This window comes from Marinobacter sp. F3R08 (genome assembly GCF_018860425.1).
In the GTDB taxonomy this organism is placed as follows: domain Bacteria; phylum Pseudomonadota; class Gammaproteobacteria; order Pseudomonadales; family Oleiphilaceae; genus Marinobacter.
In genome coordinates, this window is record NZ_JAHKPI010000025.1 from 345,923 (window position 1) to 362,768 (window position 16,846).

The window sequence follows — 16,846 nt, forward strand, 5'->3', positions numbered from 1 at the left end:
AGTAAGCCTTCTGACAACTTTAGGCCGTTTAAAATGATGGACTAGTAGACCATTGGCTTAGTCTGGTGTGTTTGGATCTCCAGTTTCGACGGATGTTACCGTCGCCATCATCTCACCTCGGGCAACCCGGGTAGAAATGGTATCGCCGGTGCTGACTTCCGACGCCTTCCGGATAATGTTTCCGTCGCTGTCGCGGACAATGGCGTAGCCTCTGCCCAGTGTCGCCAGAGGACTGACAACGTGGAGAGTTTGCGCTGCATGCTCAAGGCTGTCCCGACGGAGCTTCAGGTTCTGATGAATCACGGAAGTCAGTCGTTCACTGGCACGCTGCAGAGTGTCCCGGTTTTCGGATAGCTGCCGGCGGGGTGATTGCAAGACCAAGCGCCGGGACAGGTGATCATTTCGGATGCTGACGGTCGCCAGGCGCTGGCGAACAGCTTTTCCAAGCCTCATTTCCAGCTCATCCATCCGCTGGGCTTTGTCGAGCAATGCCCGTCTGGGGTCCCGGAGTCGTGCGCCCAGATGGCCGAGTTGTGTGCCAAGCCGCCTGAGTGCAAGCCCCATGGAGTTGGAGAGGCGGAATTCACGTTCGCGAAGTTGCCTGAGCCAGTCTGACTGATCGGGTGAAATCTTCTCGGCGGCTGCGGAGGGTGTCGGGGCCCGGAGGTCGGCCACGAAATCAGCGATGGTTACATCCACTTCATGGCCGACGGCGCTGACGGTGGGGATGGAGCAGGCGGCAATGGCCCTGGCGACTGCTTCCTCGTTGAAGCACCAAAGATCCTCCAGGGAGCCGCCACCGCGACCGATAATGAGTACATCAGCTACGCCGTGGTTTTGGGCGGCACCAATAGCTTCGACAATGTCAGCCGTTGCGGCTTTACCCTGGACGGCGGTGGGATAAAGGGTAACCGGGATGGCGGGGCAGCGTCTTGCCAGTACGGTCAGTATGTCGTGAATAGCGGCGCCGGTTGGCGAGGTAACAACACCGATGTGCCTGGGTAATGAAGGCAGTGGTTTTTTTCTGGCCTGGTCGAACAGGCCGTCCGCCAGAAGTTTGCGCTTGAGCTCTTCAAAGGCCAGTTGCAAGGCGCCGAGTCCTGCCGGCTCGATATGCTCCGCGATAATCTGGAAGTCACCCCGGTTCTCGTAAAGAGTCACTTTGCCGCGGATTCGAACCTGATCCCCCTCTTTGGGTAGTGTGCGAATTCGCTGATTCATCCCCCTGAACATGGCGCAGCGAATCTGGCACTTGCGGTCTTTCAGGGAGAAGTACCAGTGACCGGAAGAGGGGCGTGAAAAACCAGACAGTTCACCTTCCACCCAGACCTGCATGAAGCTCGATTCCAGCAGGTGTCTGGCCTGATGATTCAGTTCACTTACGCTCAGTGCCCGGGGGCGAGTGTCTTGTAGCGGTGACGTCACCGGTCCTGCTCCATCGTTATACATACGCAATAGCCGAAAAAGGGGCGGGTAAAAATAGCGAAATTTCAAAAAGATGCAATCGAACCTTAAAAGGGGGCTGGTTTACTGTCTCCGAGCGCCCCTTTATAATAGGTCGATTAAGGATTTTGCTTTGCCGTATCGCCGCGGGTACGGCACGGAAACTCCCAACTTAGCATGTTCAAAAGGCGGATCCCAATGCTGCGAATTGCCGAAGAAGCCCTTACATTTGATGACGTTCTGCTGGTCCCCGGATATTCAGAGGTTTTGCCTCACGAGGTCAGTCTTCAGACCAAATTGACCAAGGGTATTACCCTCAACATCCCCCTTCTGTCTTCTGCAATGGATACCGTTACCGAGGCAGAGCTTGCGATTGCCATGGCGCAGGAAGGTGGCATTGGCATCATGCACAAGAACATGACCGTTGAACAACAGGCGGCATCCGTCCGCAAGGTCAAGAAGTTCGAAAGTGGTGTTGTCAAAGATCCTATTACTGTGTCGCCAGAGACCACGGTTCGGGAACTGGTGGATATCACCATGGCAAACAGTATTTCAGGTTTGCCTGTCGTCGATGGCCACGACCTTGTGGGTATTGTTACTGGTCGTGACATCCGCTTCGAAAGCCGGATGGATACGTTGGTGCGGGACATCATGACTCCCAAGGAGAAACTGGTAACGGTCCGGGAAGGGGCAAGTCTGGAAGATGTCAAAGAGTTGCTGCACAAACACCGCATCGAAAAGGTTCTTGTGGTTAATGGCAACTTTGAACTTCGCGGGTTGATTACCGTAAAGGATATCCAGAAAGCGAAGGATTATCCGCTGGCCTGCAAGGACGACCAGGGTCGTTTGCGCGTAGGCGCTGCCGTAAGTACCGGTGGAGACACTGAGGGTCGGATCACGGCCCTGGCGGAGGCTGGTGTGGATGTGATCGTGGTGGACACCGCCCATGGCCATTCCCGGGGTGTTATTGAGCGGGTTCGCTGGATCAAACAGAATTTCCCTGAGGTTCAGGTGATTGGCGGAAATATCGCAACCTCTCACGCTGCTATCGCTCTGGCAGATGCCGGAGCGGACGCCGTGAAAGTGGGTATTGGTCCCGGATCTATCTGTACCACTCGAATTGTGGCGGGCATTGGTGTACCGCAGATTTCGGCTGTGTCTAATGTGGCCGAAGCACTGAAGGATCGGGGTGTACCGTTGATTGCCGATGGTGGTATCCGGTTCTCCGGAGATATCGCCAAGGCCATCGCAGCCGGTGCCCACAGCGTCATGATCGGTAGTCTGCTGGCAGGCACCGACGAAGCGCCCGGCGAAGTGGAGCTGTTCCAGGGCCGTAGTTATAAGGCCTATCGTGGCATGGGATCTATCGGTGCCATGGGGCAGGGCTCCAGCGACCGCTATTTCCAGGATGCCAGCAAAGGTATTGAAAAACTGGTGCCGGAAGGCATTGAAGGCCGCGTTGCATGTAAAGGCCCGATGCGCAACATTGTGCATCAGCTGATTGGCGGTCTGCGCGCTTCCATGGGTTACACCGGGAGCGCCACGATGGAAGAAATGCGTACCCAGCCAGAATTTGTGCGCATTACCAACGCTGGCATGCGTGAGAGTCACGTGCACGACGTGACCATTACCAAAGAAGCGCCCAACTACCGTATCGGTTAATCAACGCCTTACCAGACGCGGCCCCAAGCGGGCCGCGTTGTTTATTCAGCTCCGAGGACTCCATGGCCCAGAATATTCACGACCACCGCATCCTGATTCTCGATTTCGGTTCCCAGTACACTCAGCTGATTGCCCGCCGTGTGAGGGAAATTGGCGTCTACTGTGAGATTAAGGCGTTTGATATTACCGAAAAGGAGCTCAATGAATTCAATCCCAAAGGTATCATCCTTGCGGGTGGTCCGGAATCAGTAACCGAGCTGGGTGGCCCTCGGGCGCCGGAGGGGTTGTTTGAGCGCGGTATTCCGGTGTTGGGTATCTGCTACGGCATGCAAACCATGGCGGAACAGCTCGGAGGTCGTGTCGCCAGTTCCGATAAGCGGGAATTTGGTTATGCCCAGGTCAAGGTGCGCGCTAAAGGTCCGCTGCTGGCGGATATTACTGACCATCTGACTCCGGCCGGGGATACCTTGCTGGATGTGTGGATGAGCCACGGTGACAAAGTGGTTGCGATGCCGGAAGGGTTCGAGCTCCTGGCTTCTACCGAGAGTGCGCCGATTGCTGCGATGCAGGATCTAAGCCGGAATCTCTTTGGTGTTCAGTTCCACCCGGAGGTTACCCATACCCTTCAGGGCAAGCGCATACTTGAGCATTTCATCCTGACTATCTGTAAGTGCGAGGCACTCTGGACTCCGGCAAAAATCGTGGACGACGCGGTTCAGCAGATCCGCGAGCAGGTTGGCAATGATAAGGTATTGCTGGGCCTCTCCGGTGGCGTGGATTCCTCAGTCACAGCAGCATTGCTCCACAAAGCCATTGGTGAACAGCTCACCTGTGTGTTCGTAGACAACGGACTCCTGCGCCTGCACGAAGGCGACCAGGTAATGGATATGTTTGCCAGCAATATGGGCGTCAAGGTGATCCGCGTCGATGCTGAAGATCTGTTCCTGTCGAAACTCAAGGGCGTGGCTGATCCTGAAGATAAACGGAAAATCATCGGCAATACGTTTATTGACGTTTTTGATGATGAAGCTGCCACTATCAAGGACGTAAACTGGCTGGCGCAGGGAACAATCTACCCGGATGTGATCGAATCTGCCGCCTCCAAGACGGGCAAGGCGCATGTGATCAAGTCTCACCACAATGTCGGCGGCTTGCCGGAAACCATGAAAATGAAACTGGTCGAGCCCCTGCGGGAATTGTTCAAGGATGAAGTTCGTCGCATAGGTCTTGAACTCGGTTTGCCCTATGACATGGTCTACCGTCATCCGTTCCCGGGGCCTGGTCTTGGCGTTCGTATCCTTGGCGAAGTGAAAAAGGAGTACGCTGACATTCTGCGCCGCGCCGACGCCATTTTCCTGGAAGAGCTCCATCGGGCTGATTTCTATCACAAAACCAGCCAGGCCTTTGCGGTATTTCTGCCGGTCAAATCAGTGGGTGTGGTAGGTGATGCCCGCCGCTATGAATACGTGGTCGCTTTGCGGGCCGTTGAAACCGTTGATTTCATGACAGCCCGCTGGGCGCATTTGCCCTACGATCTGCTTGAGACCGTTTCAAACCGGATTATTAATGAGATTGGCGGTGTTTCCCGAGTGACCTACGACGTATCGTCCAAGCCACCTGCAACTATTGAGTGGGAATGATCACACGTTATGCATTAGCTGGTACTAACTGGCATTAAATGATACTTAAGCCCATGTTTTCATGGGCTTTTTTATTTTTATGTCTGGCAGTGTTTGGCAACTGATGGCAGCGGGAAGCACCGCTTGAGCGTGGTATCCAAGGTGGTATTATCGAGACATGATGCCATGAGTGATAGCCGATACCATGCTGCTTTATCCTGCGTGTTCATGGTATCAAAATTATTTAACTGACTGTTTTTATTGATATTGCATCCTTATTTTGGGTGATCTTTTAGCATGGTATCGTAATCGAAGAAGGATAAGACTCTTGCTGACCGATACCAAGCTGCGCAACCTCAAGCCGAGGGACAAACTCTACAAAGTGAATGACCGGGACGGCCTTTATGTGGCTGTCACCCCTGCCGGTTCCATCTCATTCCGTTACAACTACTCGATCAATGGCAGGCAAGAGACGATCACCTTTGGCCGTTACGGCGTTGGGGGTATCACTCTCGCAGAAGCCCGTGAGCAACTTGGTGAAGCCAAGCGGATGGTTACTAATGGAAAGTCGCCAGCGAAGGAGAAGGCCCGAGACAAGGCGCGTGTTAAAGGGGCTGAAACCTTTGGTGCTTGGGCGGAAAAGTGGCTACGTGGCTACCAGATGGCCGACTCTACCCGTGACATGCGCCGCTCGGTTTATACGAGAGAGTTGGAAGTGAAATTCGGCAATCAGAAGCTGGCAGAAATCACCCACGAGGACTTGCGAACACTAACCGACGCCATCGTAGAGCGCGGTGCGCCTGCCACGGCGGTTCATGCGCGTGAGATTGTACTCCAGGTATACCGCTGGGCGACTGAGCGAGGCCAGAAGGTTGAGAACCCGGCAGACCTGGTTAGGCCAGCAAGCATTGCCAGATTTGAGCCGAGAGACCGTACCCTGACGCCCGAAGAAATCAGGATCATGTACCAGTACATGGGGCGTATTGGTACATCACCATCGATCCGCGCAGCGGTCAAACTGCTTTTGTTGACGATGGTGCGAAAAAGCGAGCTGACGAATGCCACCTGGAGTGAGATCAACTTCAGCGAAGCGCTCTGGACGATCCCCAAAGAACGGATGAAACGGCGAAACCCTCACCTGGTGTTTCTATCCAGGCAGGCCATGGACATCTTCATCGCTTTGAAGACGTTCTCCGGAGGATCGGAGTATGTTCTGCCGTCACGCTACGATTCTGACGTCCCCATGAGCAGTGCCACGCTGAACCGGGTGATGACGATGACATACAAGCTGGCTCAGAAAGAGGGGCAATCGCTTGCTAAATTCGGCCCGCACGACCTGAGACGAACAGCCAGTACCTTGCTCCATGAAGCCGGTTACAACACCGACTGGATAGAGAAATGCCTGGCACATGAGCAAAAAGGTGTGAGGGCGATATATAACAAAGCCGAATATCGTGATCAGCGTACATCTATGTTGCAGGACTGGGCAGACATGATTGATGAGTGGTCGGTTAATTTATAATCCAGAGTTATTATAATTGGAATGCATATTCTTTTAGTGAATATGCATTCTCTCCGACCTTAGGTTTCCCATTGTATTAAATCGGTACTAATTTAGGTCTGATGCAGCCTGGTGATATCCATATGGTTATTGGCTTATTTTCGACAGCTAAAGCCGTCAGTTAATAAATGGTTAGACATAAACAATTTTTAGGTTGGTAGTTGATATGAGTATTTTTACTAAAACAATGTGAAATATCCTGGGGTTTTTGACTAGTTTTTCTGAAATTAATTATGGAAGTCTTTTTTAGTGACATCATTGTTTTCCCCTTAGTAATTGTTTGTGGTCTCTATAGTTTATATAGAGCTGCTAAAATAAAATTTGTTTGGCTATCATTCTTGTATCAAAAGTATTACCTGATAAATTCACCATAAAATGGATTTTTAATGGTTAATATTCTTTGCATCATGCCATATTTTGTTTTGTGTCTAGTAAGCGATGAGGCGAATCAAAATTTCAACGAGTAACTCAATATTAAAAGAAATAACGGTGACCATTTTATACCATCAGAGACTTTCAGTGTCAGCTATTAAGCAGGTGGTAGCTTTTATCGTGGCACTCCCCCCCTCAGCTACGCAGCTTTCAGCCAATATTTTTAGCTCTAAATTACCACCAAATTAACAGAGGTGTTGATTGATTTTAGCCGCTAAAATTGTGATCCCTATCTTTAAAAAAATCCTGCTGAATAGTCGTTTCTCTTTATTTGCTAAGAGGTTGATTTCCGGTCTGGTGATTTTTTATTTCTCTCTGTAATTTTAGCAGCTAAAATCAAAGGCTATAGGTTTTTTATTTTTTAATTTTAATGTTCGGCTTAGGTTTTTTATATATTACGATATATCGTGTTTTGTTTTTATGGAGGTTGTTTCGATATATCGAATTTCTTTTTTTTATTTCAATTTAAATCGATTTTTTATTTAAAAATATTTTTTAGTTGCTATTATTAAAACCTCTTCTTGTATTGTGAGGTAAATACATGCAACCGATAGCACCTAGGACTCTTATTAATAGAAAAGTACTTCTGGAAATAATTCCGCTATCAGCCCGAACGATTTACAACATGGAGCAACGTGGCGAGTTCCCTTGTCGAATTGCGCTTACCAGTAGAAACGTCGCGTGGGACCTAGCGGAAGTAGAGCAATGGATTGAGGAGCGCAAGTCGTCTGGAATCCAGGCTGCTCGACCTGGTAACACCATAGGGGCCTAACAGTATGGCCCTTGATCTTATGGCGGCCTTTTCTGAAACGCCGCCGCCTCTTGATTATGTTTTACCTAACATGGTTGCCGGTACGGTGGGGGCCTTGGTTTCACCAGGTGGTGCCGGAAAATCCATGCTGGCCTTGCAGCTTGCAACCCAGATCGCTGGAGGCCCGGACTTGCTGGAAGTCGGAGAATTTACTGTCGGGCCAGTTATCTATCTTCCCGCAGAAGATCCTCCTGCTGCTATCCATCACCGATTACATGCGCTTGGTGCACATCTCACTGCCGAGCAGCGGCAAGCCGTTGCTGAAGGCTTGCTGATTGAGCCGCTGATAGGAAGGTGCCCCAACATCATGTGTCTCGATTGGTTCGATGGCCTTAAGCGAGCTGCTGAAGGCCGTCGTCTGATGATCCTGGACACCTTACGCCGTTTCCATCTTGAAGATGAAAACGCCAGCGGCCCGATGGCCCTAGTGATCGGACGTATGGAGGCCATTGCCACCGATACGGGGTGCTCTATCGTATTTTTGCACCATGCCAGTAAGAGCGCCGCCATGATCGGTGCGGGTGACCAGCAACAGGCCAGCCGTGGGTCGTCTGTTCTGGTCGATAACATTCGCTGGCAATCGTATCTGTCTGGTATGACGCAAATCGAGGCTGAGGAATGGGGTGTTGATGATAGTCAGCGTGGGTATTTCGTCCGCTATGGCGTGAGCAAGGCAAATTATGGCTCTCCTTTCGCAGAGTGTTGGTTTAGGCGTCACGAGGGCGGTGTGCTCAAACCTGCCGTGTTGGAGAGGCAGCGTGTAGCCAATGGGGTTCTGCCATTCAAAAAATCTAAGGGAAGATCACGCGATGAGCTTTGATCTTACCCATGTTCGGCATGATCCAGCTCACTGCCTGGCTCCTGGCTTGTTCCGTAGCTTGAAGCGTGGAGAGCGGAAGCGGCTCAAGCTGGACGTAACATACAACCATGGCGAGGATTCGATCCGTTTCTGGGGGCCCGAGCCTCTGGGGGTTGATGATCTTCGTATCCTACAAGGGCTTGTGGCTATGGCCGCAATTTCTGGTGATGGGGGGCGCGGGATTGTGCTGCGAAACGAAACGGAATCAGAAGTTGGGCAGCAATTACGTCTCTTGCTAGACCTGAAGTGGGACGCGGTTGAGAAGGACGCGATGGTTGCCAAGGGCAGCTTCCGACAATTGGCTCGAGAACTTGGATATGCTGACGATGGAGGCAGCCAGTTCAAAACTATCCGCGATAGTATCGAGCGCCTTTGGGCAGTATCGGTCATTGTGGAGCGTAACGGGCAGCGTCAGGGGTTCCGCATACTGTCCGATTACGTCAGCGACGACCGGGAAGGTAAACTGTTTGTCAGCCTAAACCCTCGATTAGCAGAGGCTGTAATGGGAGAGCGTCCACATACTCGGCTCGACATGACTGAGGTTCGGGCGCTACAGACCGATCCTGCTCGATTAATACATCAGCGATTATCGGGCTGGATTGATGCCGGTAAATCTGGACGCGTAGAACTGAATACTCTTTGCAACTACGTTTGGCCGGATGCAACGAAGAACCCCAACACCTTGAAAAAGCGCCGTCAGACGGCCCGGAAAGCGTTGACTGAACTTATTTCAGTGGGCTGGACTGTATATGAATACGCCAAGGGGAAATGGGAGATTAGGCGGCCAGGGGCCAACCAGGCCAGCCCCCGGCGTGACAGCACCCATCCCCGGCATAATAGTACCCGTCCCCCGGCATAACAGTATCCCATCCCCGGCATAACGGTACCCGCTTCCATCGCGCAAACGCTTGCAGGGCAAAGCTTTCCGGCCTGTTTTGGAAATCGATCCAAGATATTCCAAAGAATATCCATCATGCGCGGCATAGCCCGCGCCCGAATGGCGCGTTCATACCTTGCCAACTCAATCGGCCTTTGGCCGATGTTTTAACGCCAAGAGGATGGCCGATTCTGCTTCCTCGCCAAGGGCTATCACCTTTTCTTGGCGTTCAATCCGTCCGAAGGACGACCAAAGCCGCCTTACAAGCCCCAGGGGCGTCGTTCAGAGTCGAACTAGGGGCTTGGAGGGTGATGCCTGAATCGCCTCTCTGGGCGGCTCGGGAGGCCGTATTCCATACATCAAGATGAATAGCCACTTCAGGCGGCAGTAGGCTGAAAATGCGTGCGGTTTGTAGGTTGTAGTATGTAGTAGCACCATACAACATACTACAACACTACATTTTCTATCCGCACTGACGTTGTGCCGAAAAGCTGTCCGAAGTTGGGCGCTAGTAGCTCGACACGCACAGGGGGTTGATAGCGATCCTTCCTGACTGCATGACCCAATCGAAATCAATCTGAAACCGTCAAAGAAAAAGCCGGCGAGAGCGTCTAATGGGTTAGAAAACCTATGAAATACAGCGCTCTACATTCGATGAGTTGCTAGCACTCGTACGTTTCATTGACACTTGAGGGGCGTTATCCCTCCTGAATTGGTAAAGCTGTGTATTTCTGTGTTTGTTTGCTGTGTAAACCCCCGCGTTAGCGTAGTAATTGCCTGATATTACGTATTTATTTCGTGCTTCTGTTCTAGCAAGAAGGTGAGCAAGCGATTTTATATGGTTTGCACTAAAAAACAGATTTTCGCGACAACACTTTCCTTGGCGTAAACAACGCTGAAATGCGGGCAGGATAGGTGAAGTTAGCTAATCGGCGGAGCCGATTAACTATCTTCACTCTCCTTTATTCGCGCCGGGGGCGCTCAACGGAGAATCCTGCTCTGCGAGGCTAACGGCTGATGCTGGTTAAACTTGCTTGTTGCATTCGTTTTGCTATATTGAATGCATATAGAGCGCACAAGCGCCTATCACATGCAGTAGGAGGTTAAAACTATGGGCATGATGACCATTAGGAGCATTCCTGACGAAGTACACAATGCACTAAAAGCACGGGCCAAATTGCACCATCGCAGTACCGAGGCTGAGGTGCGGGCCATTCTGGAAGAGGTCACGCGGCCAGAAACTCGCCTCAAAATGGGTGACGCGCTGGCTGAGTTGGGCCGAAAGGTGGGGCTGAGCAATGAAGACTTTGAAGTCTTCGAGCAGGTGCGTGACAAAACACCGGCTGAGCCTATGAGGTTTGAATGATCGTTCTGGATACCAACGTCGTTTCCGAGGCGATGAAACCCGAACCTGATCCAGCCGTGAGAGCTTGGCTTAACGAGCAGTCAGCCGAAACGCTGTACCTGTCCAGCGTGACACTGGCCGAACTATTGTTTGGCATTGCGGCGCTGCCGAACGGGAAGCGTAAGGACCTGCTGAGTGAGGCCCTAGACGGCCTTACGAAGTTGTTCAGGGAGAGAGTATTGCCCTTTGACACGGATGCGGCCCGCAAGTACGCCGATCTGGCCGTAACAGCCAGAACCGCCGGGCGTGGTTTCCCTGTGCCGGATGGCTACATTGCTGCCATTGCCGCATCACAGGGCTACCAGGTTGCATCCCGCGATATGGCCCCCTTTGAGGCGGCAAATGTAGACGTAATCAACCCTTGGGAATCCTAACCGTTCCCCGGGACAATGACACTGATGTTTAACCAAAGAGGCCGCGCGTTGTAACGGTGTCGCGCTGGTCTGGACGCCGGGATAGTAAGTGACGAGCTATCCATGTAGGTCCACATTCACCGCTGAATTATCAGCAGGAGTAGAGTAGCTGTCACTGGCAGCCCTACAGGTTGGTGGGTGCAACTTAGTCATAACGAACTAAGAGCACTCAATCATGAAAAAAGTACGCTTTTTAGCGGCTAAATCCGCCGCGCTCGTCATTTCTATGGTGTTGCCCCCCCTTATGCCTGCCCAGGCGGGTATCCCTGTAGTTGATGGCACCAACCTATCGCAGAACATTATGTCCGCGATGGAAGCCGTAGCGCAGACGCTCAAGCAGATTCAGGAATACCAAACCCAACTCCAGCAGTACGAAAACCAACTGCAAAACACGATGGCACCGGCGGCCCATATTTGGGACCAAGCACAGCGCACCATCAACGATCTTAACCAGGCGACTAACACGCTCGCCTATTACCAAAATCAGCTTGGCAGCCTCGATGCCTACCTGGGCAAGTTCCAGGACGTGGCCTATTACCGCAGCTCGCCGTGCTTCTCGTCGGCGGGGTGCAGCGATGCCGAACGGGGCGCGATGGCCGAGAACCGCCGCCTGGCGTCCGAATCACAGAAAAAAGCCAATGACGCGCTTTTTAAGGGCCTAGAGCAGCAGCAAGACAACTTGCAAGCTGACGCTCGACAACTCCAGCGTTTGCAATCTGCCGCCCAGGGCGCGGACGGCCAACTGGCCGCCATCGGGTACGCTAACCAGCTCGCCAGCAACCAAGCCAACCAACTCCTGCAAATTCGTAGTTTGCTGATCGCTCAGCAGAATGCCGTTGGCACTCGAATGCAGGCGGATGCTGATCGCGAAGCTCAGTATCAGGCTTCACGCGATAAGCTCTATGAGGGTCTGTCACAGCCAGTCAACCGTTCTCACAGCAAGGAGTACTAAGCATGAAACACATGATTCAAATGCTGACACTCCTGCTTTCTTTGTCCCTCATGGCGGGATGTAGTGAGAAGGAAGAAAACTGCGAAAAAACAAACCAACAGCAAGAGCAGTGCGAAAAACAGGACGGGACTATCTACGATAGCCTGAAAGAACCGGTGGATCGCTCTAAGAGCAAGGAGTTCTGATATGAAAACAGTACTTCTTCGCTTTGGGGCAGCGCTGGCCTTTGCTTCCATTTCACCAGCCGCCTTTGCCGAAATAGATAAAGGCGGTGTGTTGAATGAAGTTTCGGACCGTTTTTTAACCGAAAGCTCAAATTGGGCGACAACAATTACTGATCATGCGTCCTGGTTATTCTGGACACTGGTAGTTATCTCAATGGTCTGGACATTCGGCATGATGGCATTGCGCAAGGCCGACATTGGCGAGTTCTTCGCCGAGTTTACCCGCTTCACCATTACTACCGGGTTCTTTTGGTGGCTGTTGATCAATGGGCCTGGCTTTGCAATGGATATTATCAACTCGTTGAGAAATATCGCGGCTGAAGCATCCGGTCTGCCAAGGGGGTTGAATCCGTCCACACCGATAGATATTGCGTTTGACATTATCGCTAAGGCAGCGAGCAGCTATAGCATCACTAGCCCTATGGACAACTTGTCCATCTTCCTGACCACGCTTGCCATATTGGCATGCATGGCCATTGTCGCGGCCAACGTTCTTCTTGCCCTAGTTACGGCATGGATTATTGCTTACGCGGGAATTTTTGTCTTGGGCTTCGGTGGCTCGCGCTGGACCTCTGACATTGCCGTCAACTATTTCAGAAGTGTGGCCGGTATAGCACTCAAAATCATGACAATGACACTGCTGGTTGGGATCGCTATTTCTATTATCGATGGTTATCACTCCGACCTTTCAGAAGGTGCGCCAATGGACGAATTGTTGGTCATTTTCGTTGTGTCCCTTGTCATGGTTATTCTCGTTAACTCCGTACCAAACGTGGTTGCAGGTTTGATCCCTGGCGGTGGTGCTGCTGCGAGCGCTGGTAGTTCATTCAGTGCAGGGGCCTTGATTGGTGGTGCTGTCGGTGCCGGTGCAGCCGTCGCATCGGGTGGTGCTGCGCTTGGAAGCGCTGCCATGTCCGGGGCGACTAATATGGCCGGTGGAGCTAGTGCTGTAAAAGCAGCCTTTCAAAAGGCGCAATCCAGTATGGCCGGTGGAGACATGCCGAGCTTCGGCGGTAGCTCTAGTGATACCGGCGAAAGCTGGGGTGGTAGCACCACTGGCAGCGATAACGCGAGCACGGGTGATACGCCATTTGCCCAGGCAGCAGGTTTTTCCGGAGCGGGTAGTTCCAGCTCTGGCGGTGGGTTTGGTCGGGCAGCTTCTCTAGCAGCCGGAACGGCTGGCGAACTTGCTAAAGGGGTCGGAGCAAAGATGGCCGGAAGTTTTCAAGACAAGGCTAATCAGACCGCCGGAGGACGCCTGGCATCCTCAATTCGTGAAAGCATGGAGCCAAAGAGTGATAACGATGCTGGTAGCGCTGATCAGGTGAGTGATACCGCATCGTTCGACAGCGATAGCTTGAGCGGTGGCAACGGCGGTGGCTGGGTAAACCAAACAGGCGGTTTTGATGCTCTGTCCAGCGAGGACCAGGACAAGGCCCGCCAGTCACATGCTGAGTGGCAAGCACGCGACCCGGAAAAGCACACCTTCGACGTCGGGGACTACGTTTCGTATGCCCAGGAACGCCAGCAGGAACGTAATGAAGAGGTTGCCAGCTTTGTGAACCGCGATCGGCAAGATACGTAAGGAGATAAGACGATGAAAGAACGTAAGTTCATGGCTGCCCTGGATATGCTCGACAAAGATCAGGAACCCTGCACAGAAGCTGATTTTGTGCCGGTTGTCGAACCATTGGCCGAGGAAGAGAAAGACATCGACGCGGAGATTGCGGCCTTTGTGAATCGCCCGGATCCTACTGGCCGGGTGGAGGCATCGAGCAGCACACGCATCAGCAATGACGCAGGGGCTGGAACCGGGAAAACCCCGTTTTCAGAAGTGGCTGGGTTTTCCAATACCGGCCTATAGAAAGCGCACGGGCCGGTGATGGTGCACCGGCCCGCATTTCCACATACCACCTGTCAGAGAGGTGACATATGACAACCACACATAATATCGAAGTTCAGCAAGCAATTCATCAGGCAGCAACCGAGCTGGCCGCCCTGGAGTTCATCGACCAGGAAACCGCCCGGCAGGTTTCGCCCGTCGCGGAGGCGGTCGCCAATATGTTCACGATCCTGTATTACCACGGTGAAACTGGCCGTGTGACGCAGGAGGACTTCCGGGAGGCATTCGCCATTATTCGCAAGAGGCTTGTGGAATAAGTTACACAGTGCAAAGGCAGCCCTAAGGCTGCCTTGATTGCTATATCCCGAAAAAAACGCAAGAGCTAGCTTGTTAGTGCCAATAGGGGGCCGATTAGCTTTGCAGTTGTGAGATTTCTGAATACAGCTGATATAAGCGGTGAGCTGACATGTCTAGGATAGGTTCGTACATGAACGAGTTGAGATGAATATTCTCTGGAGTCATTAGGTTTACCTGGTCCAACAAGCTTATAGTTTCTTCATCACCTATTTGGTTCTCCACATATCGATCAAAGAGTGCTCGTGTCTGGTTGGATGTTATGGAATTGACAAAGTCATCGTCGCCGATGCTACCGATCATAAAATCTTCAGCCTTAATTCTAATAGCCATGGCTAAAATTACTTTGCATTCAAGTTCAGGTGAGTCATTTCTGGCAGCGGTGAGTTCGTCGCTATATTTTAGGATTTTATCCAAAATTCGTTCATCACCATTCGGGATTACTATCTCTGATAGATCTGTGAATATATTGCGGTACACTTCTTGTAAATGGATTATTTTTATATCCCTGGTGTCTTCTTTTAAATGCAGCAATGATGTAAGAGTGTTGAAATGATCGTCATGGCCACAATATTCAGCTATGTTCCTGGCAAATGGAATGCTGGCTAGAAGATAGCTTTCATTTTTATTTAGTTCTTGCTTCCATGCTTTGAAAACATCATTCTTATACTTTTCCTTTACAATTTTTATGCTGTCTGGTGACTTTATCGCCATTAGCCGATTGTTTCTTTTGGCGCCCAATCTGCTGCCAATTATTCTATGGAAGTCAAAGTTGTGGGTAAGTAGTAGTAGGTGGAAGTTTTCGAACTTGGAAATATCTCTTAAGTATTCGACAATTGCGTATTTGTTTTTATAGTCAAAAGAATCAGCTATATCATCAATTATAAGAAGAATAGGGTGTGTGACCTGTTTACGTATCTCTATTTCAAATAGAATATTAAGTATATAAAGCGCTCTCTTTTCTCCTTGGCTTAAGGCCTCAATAAGACTCGACTGTTTTACCTGCTTTATCTCTCCTCTGCCATCGTCAAAGTCAAATTTTATCGCAGGTGCAGCGCTGTTAAGGATAACTTCATCTTGGTTTTCGATGCTTAATTTGAACGGAACACTGAAACGTTTGTTAAAAGTATCGACAACTGCTTCCCATGTGGTCTTCTGTTGCCGGGCTTGGGCAGTAATTCCTTCTACAACGGCTTTGTTTTGCTTATAGGTGTCAACCAAATCATCCCACAATGTTTTTTGGGATTGTAGATAGGAAATGATTAACTTCTTCTTAAGTAACGAGATGTCTTTATACTCTGGGAGCAAATCTTGATGTTCTGTTATAAAGTCTCTAAAAGCTTGAGTGTCTTTTGTCTTGAGTTTTTTATCTACTTTCCCAAACTTCTCTCTTAGCTCAGGATTTTGAATGATTTTTTCTTGTTCTGTTTTTAATAGATCGCTTAACTTTTCATTTGAATCTACTTCTTGTTTTTCGCCATCAATAGTTAGATTTACACTGTGTGAAGCTGTAAAAAATCCTGATTCACCTAGGTTTTTAGATATGTCGCCAGCCCTTTGATGATTAAAGGTCTTTGACAAAATTGTAGATTCGCTGATAAGTTTTTCGTAGATGTCAACGTATTCTTCTAAGTCTTGGTTGAAGCTTCCTGTGGATATTAAGTCAATGACCCTTTGGTTGAAGAGGTCGCCATATTTTAATTCAGATAATTGAGTGTAATCCGGTTGATCTTCCTGCGATATTTCAGTGAGTAGATCTAGAAGACTTTTCTCTGGCCTGTTGAATGCGTCACATATGATTTCGGGTATGCCTTTAGCTTGCTTGCCAGAAAGTTTTGAGATGGATTTTATTAGTGCTGATCGCTTATCATCAACTTCTTTCAGAGCTGAGTCGTATTGTTGTTTGAGCTCATCATTAACAAGTAATGTTGAGATTTGCTGAGAGCTGTAGCTTTCATTGTATGAGTCAATGACCATGACTTGGCTAGATTCAATATCTGAGTCATTTATTTTTATATCTCTGGTGCTTGCTCGGTCTGGAAATATTAGATCTTTGCTTACGTTGCCGCTTTCGATATCTTTAAATACTTTGGCTAGCGATGTTTTTAAAGTGCCGTTAGGGGCATAAAGAGAGTTGACGCCATTATTGGTATCTGATTTTGTTAGATTTATTTCTTTTGTTAAGCGGTTTATACCATAGCAGTTTGTTAGCTCTAGATTTATTTTCATGAATCATCCCTGGAAAATGTTTATGGATTATTGTAAATCAATGGTAGCAAAACTCGTAGGGTAAGCTAGGGTGATGTGTATGAAGGGCTATACCAAGACTAGGCTAGAGCATGGGGCTGGGGAAGCTGTTAGTCGGCCCCGCAATGGCGTGATGAGTGACTC

General features: G+C 50.3%; 15 protein-coding genes and 1 pseudogene. 14 read left to right on the forward strand and 2 right to left on the reverse strand.

The window, feature by feature from the left end:
- Nucleotides 1–57: 57 nt before the first annotated feature.
- Entirely contained in the window at nucleotides 58–1,449 is a 1,392-nt protein-coding gene (xseA, locus tag KO499_RS16960; protein ID WP_215984942.1) for an exodeoxyribonuclease VII large subunit, read from the reverse strand.
- A gap of 192 nt (nucleotides 1,450–1,641) precedes the next feature.
- Between xseA and guaB the strand changes: the two genes are divergently transcribed.
- The 14 genes and pseudogenes from guaB (at nucleotide 1,642) to KO499_RS17025 (ending at nucleotide 14,418) form a co-directional block, all read left to right on the forward strand.
- Nucleotides 1,642–3,105, forward strand: coding sequence for an IMP dehydrogenase (gene guaB, locus KO499_RS16965; RefSeq protein ID WP_215984943.1), 1,464 nt, complete (start codon nucleotides 1,642–1,644; stop codon nucleotides 3,103–3,105).
- Between the two features lie 62 nt (nucleotides 3,106–3,167).
- A complete protein-coding gene (guaA, locus tag KO499_RS16970) occupies nucleotides 3,168–4,745 on the forward strand; it encodes a glutamine-hydrolyzing GMP synthase (protein WP_215984944.1) in 1,578 nt (525 codons plus the stop codon).
- A 307-nt stretch (nucleotides 4,746–5,052) separates the two neighbouring features.
- A complete protein-coding gene (locus KO499_RS16975) occupies nucleotides 5,053–6,246 on the forward strand; it encodes a tyrosine-type recombinase/integrase (protein WP_215984945.1) in 1,194 nt (397 codons plus the stop codon).
- A 1,012-nt stretch (nucleotides 6,247–7,258) separates the two neighbouring features.
- Entirely contained in the window at nucleotides 7,259–7,489 is a 231-nt protein-coding gene (locus KO499_RS16980; RefSeq protein WP_215984946.1) for a helix-turn-helix transcriptional regulator, read from the forward strand.
- A 4-nt stretch (nucleotides 7,490–7,493) separates the two neighbouring features.
- Complete coding sequence (locus KO499_RS16985; protein WP_215984947.1) at nucleotides 7,494–8,348, forward strand: helicase RepA family protein; 855 nt, start codon at nucleotides 7,494–7,496, stop codon at nucleotides 8,346–8,348.
- A complete protein-coding gene (gene repC, locus KO499_RS16990; RefSeq protein WP_215984948.1) occupies nucleotides 8,338–9,246 on the forward strand; it encodes a replication protein C, IncQ-type in 909 nt (302 codons plus the stop codon). Before KO499_RS16985 ends, repC begins: the two co-directional genes overlap by 11 nt.
- A 1,129-nt stretch (nucleotides 9,247–10,375) precedes the next feature.
- Nucleotides 10,376–10,630 (forward strand): FitA-like ribbon-helix-helix domain-containing protein, encoded by a 255-nt coding sequence (locus KO499_RS16995; protein ID WP_215984949.1) that lies wholly within the window; start codon nucleotides 10,376–10,378, stop codon nucleotides 10,628–10,630.
- Nucleotides 10,627–11,043, forward strand: a complete 417-nt coding sequence (locus KO499_RS17000; RefSeq protein WP_215984950.1) for a type II toxin-antitoxin system VapC family toxin — start codon at nucleotides 10,627–10,629, stop codon at nucleotides 11,041–11,043. The genes KO499_RS16995 and KO499_RS17000 overlap by 4 nt, the downstream gene beginning before the upstream one ends.
- A gap of 214 nt (nucleotides 11,044–11,257) precedes the next feature.
- A complete protein-coding gene (gene trbJ, locus KO499_RS17005) occupies nucleotides 11,258–12,034 on the forward strand; it encodes a P-type conjugative transfer protein TrbJ (RefSeq protein ID WP_215984951.1) in 777 nt (258 codons plus the stop codon).
- 2 nt (nucleotides 12,035–12,036) lie between these two features.
- The gene (locus tag KO499_RS17010; protein ID WP_215984952.1) at nucleotides 12,037–12,219 is read left to right on the forward strand and encodes a hypothetical protein; all 183 of its coding nucleotides are present in this window, start codon (nucleotides 12,037–12,039) and stop codon (nucleotides 12,217–12,219) included.
- A gap of 1 nt (nucleotide 12,220) precedes the next feature.
- Nucleotides 12,221–13,207, forward strand: a pseudogene (trbL, locus tag KO499_RS19920) (P-type conjugative transfer protein TrbL); the annotation flags it as partial.
- 408 nt (nucleotides 13,208–13,615) lie between these two features.
- Complete coding sequence (locus tag KO499_RS19925) at nucleotides 13,616–13,843, forward strand: conjugal transfer protein TrbL (protein WP_323133376.1); 228 nt, start codon at nucleotides 13,616–13,618, stop codon at nucleotides 13,841–13,843.
- A gap of 12 nt (nucleotides 13,844–13,855) precedes the next feature.
- Nucleotides 13,856–14,122 (forward strand): hypothetical protein, encoded by a 267-nt coding sequence (locus KO499_RS17020; RefSeq protein ID WP_215984954.1) that lies wholly within the window; start codon nucleotides 13,856–13,858, stop codon nucleotides 14,120–14,122.
- A gap of 68 nt (nucleotides 14,123–14,190) precedes the next feature.
- Entirely contained in the window at nucleotides 14,191–14,418 is a 228-nt protein-coding gene (locus KO499_RS17025; RefSeq protein WP_215984955.1) for a type I toxin-antitoxin system ptaRNA1 family toxin, read from the forward strand.
- Nucleotides 14,419–14,512: 94 nt separating this feature from the next.
- Here KO499_RS17025 and KO499_RS17030 read toward each other — a convergent pair whose 3' ends face one another.
- Nucleotides 14,513–16,684 carry a hypothetical protein gene (locus KO499_RS17030; RefSeq protein WP_215984956.1) on the reverse strand — a complete coding sequence of 724 codons (2,172 nt, stop codon included), beginning with the start codon at nucleotides 16,682–16,684 and terminating at the stop codon, nucleotides 14,513–14,515.
- Nucleotides 16,685–16,846 lie beyond the last annotated feature (162 nt).

What these genes read in the sequence shown, in the direction of transcription:
- xseA (WP_215984942.1), bottom strand. Translation starts at nt 1,449, where the DNA reads ATGTATAACGATGGAGCAGGACCGGTGACGTCACCGCTACAAGACACT.
- guaB (WP_215984943.1), top strand. Translation starts at nt 1,642, where the DNA reads ATGCTGCGAATTGCCGAAGAAGCCCTTACATTTGATGACGTTCTGCTG.
- guaA (WP_215984944.1), top strand. Translation starts at nt 3,168, where the DNA reads ATGGCCCAGAATATTCACGACCACCGCATCCTGATTCTCGATTTCGGT.
- KO499_RS16980 (WP_215984946.1), top strand. Translation starts at nt 7,259, where the DNA reads ATGCAACCGATAGCACCTAGGACTCTTATTAATAGAAAAGTACTTCTG.
- KO499_RS16985 (WP_215984947.1), top strand. Translation starts at nt 7,494, where the DNA reads ATGGCCCTTGATCTTATGGCGGCCTTTTCTGAAACGCCGCCGCCTCTT.
- repC (WP_215984948.1), top strand. Translation starts at nt 8,338, where the DNA reads ATGAGCTTTGATCTTACCCATGTTCGGCATGATCCAGCTCACTGCCTG.
- KO499_RS16995 (WP_215984949.1), top strand. Translation starts at nt 10,376, where the DNA reads ATGGGCATGATGACCATTAGGAGCATTCCTGACGAAGTACACAATGCA.
- KO499_RS17000 (WP_215984950.1), top strand. Translation starts at nt 10,627, where the DNA reads ATGATCGTTCTGGATACCAACGTCGTTTCCGAGGCGATGAAACCCGAA.
- trbJ (WP_215984951.1), top strand. Translation starts at nt 11,258, where the DNA reads ATGAAAAAAGTACGCTTTTTAGCGGCTAAATCCGCCGCGCTCGTCATT.
- KO499_RS17010 (WP_215984952.1), top strand. Translation starts at nt 12,037, where the DNA reads ATGAAACACATGATTCAAATGCTGACACTCCTGCTTTCTTTGTCCCTC.
- KO499_RS17020 (WP_215984954.1), top strand. Translation starts at nt 13,856, where the DNA reads ATGAAAGAACGTAAGTTCATGGCTGCCCTGGATATGCTCGACAAAGAT.
- KO499_RS17025 (WP_215984955.1), top strand. Translation starts at nt 14,191, where the DNA reads ATGACAACCACACATAATATCGAAGTTCAGCAAGCAATTCATCAGGCA.
- KO499_RS17030 (WP_215984956.1), bottom strand. Translation starts at nt 16,684, where the DNA reads ATGAAAATAAATCTAGAGCTAACAAACTGCTATGGTATAAACCGCTTA.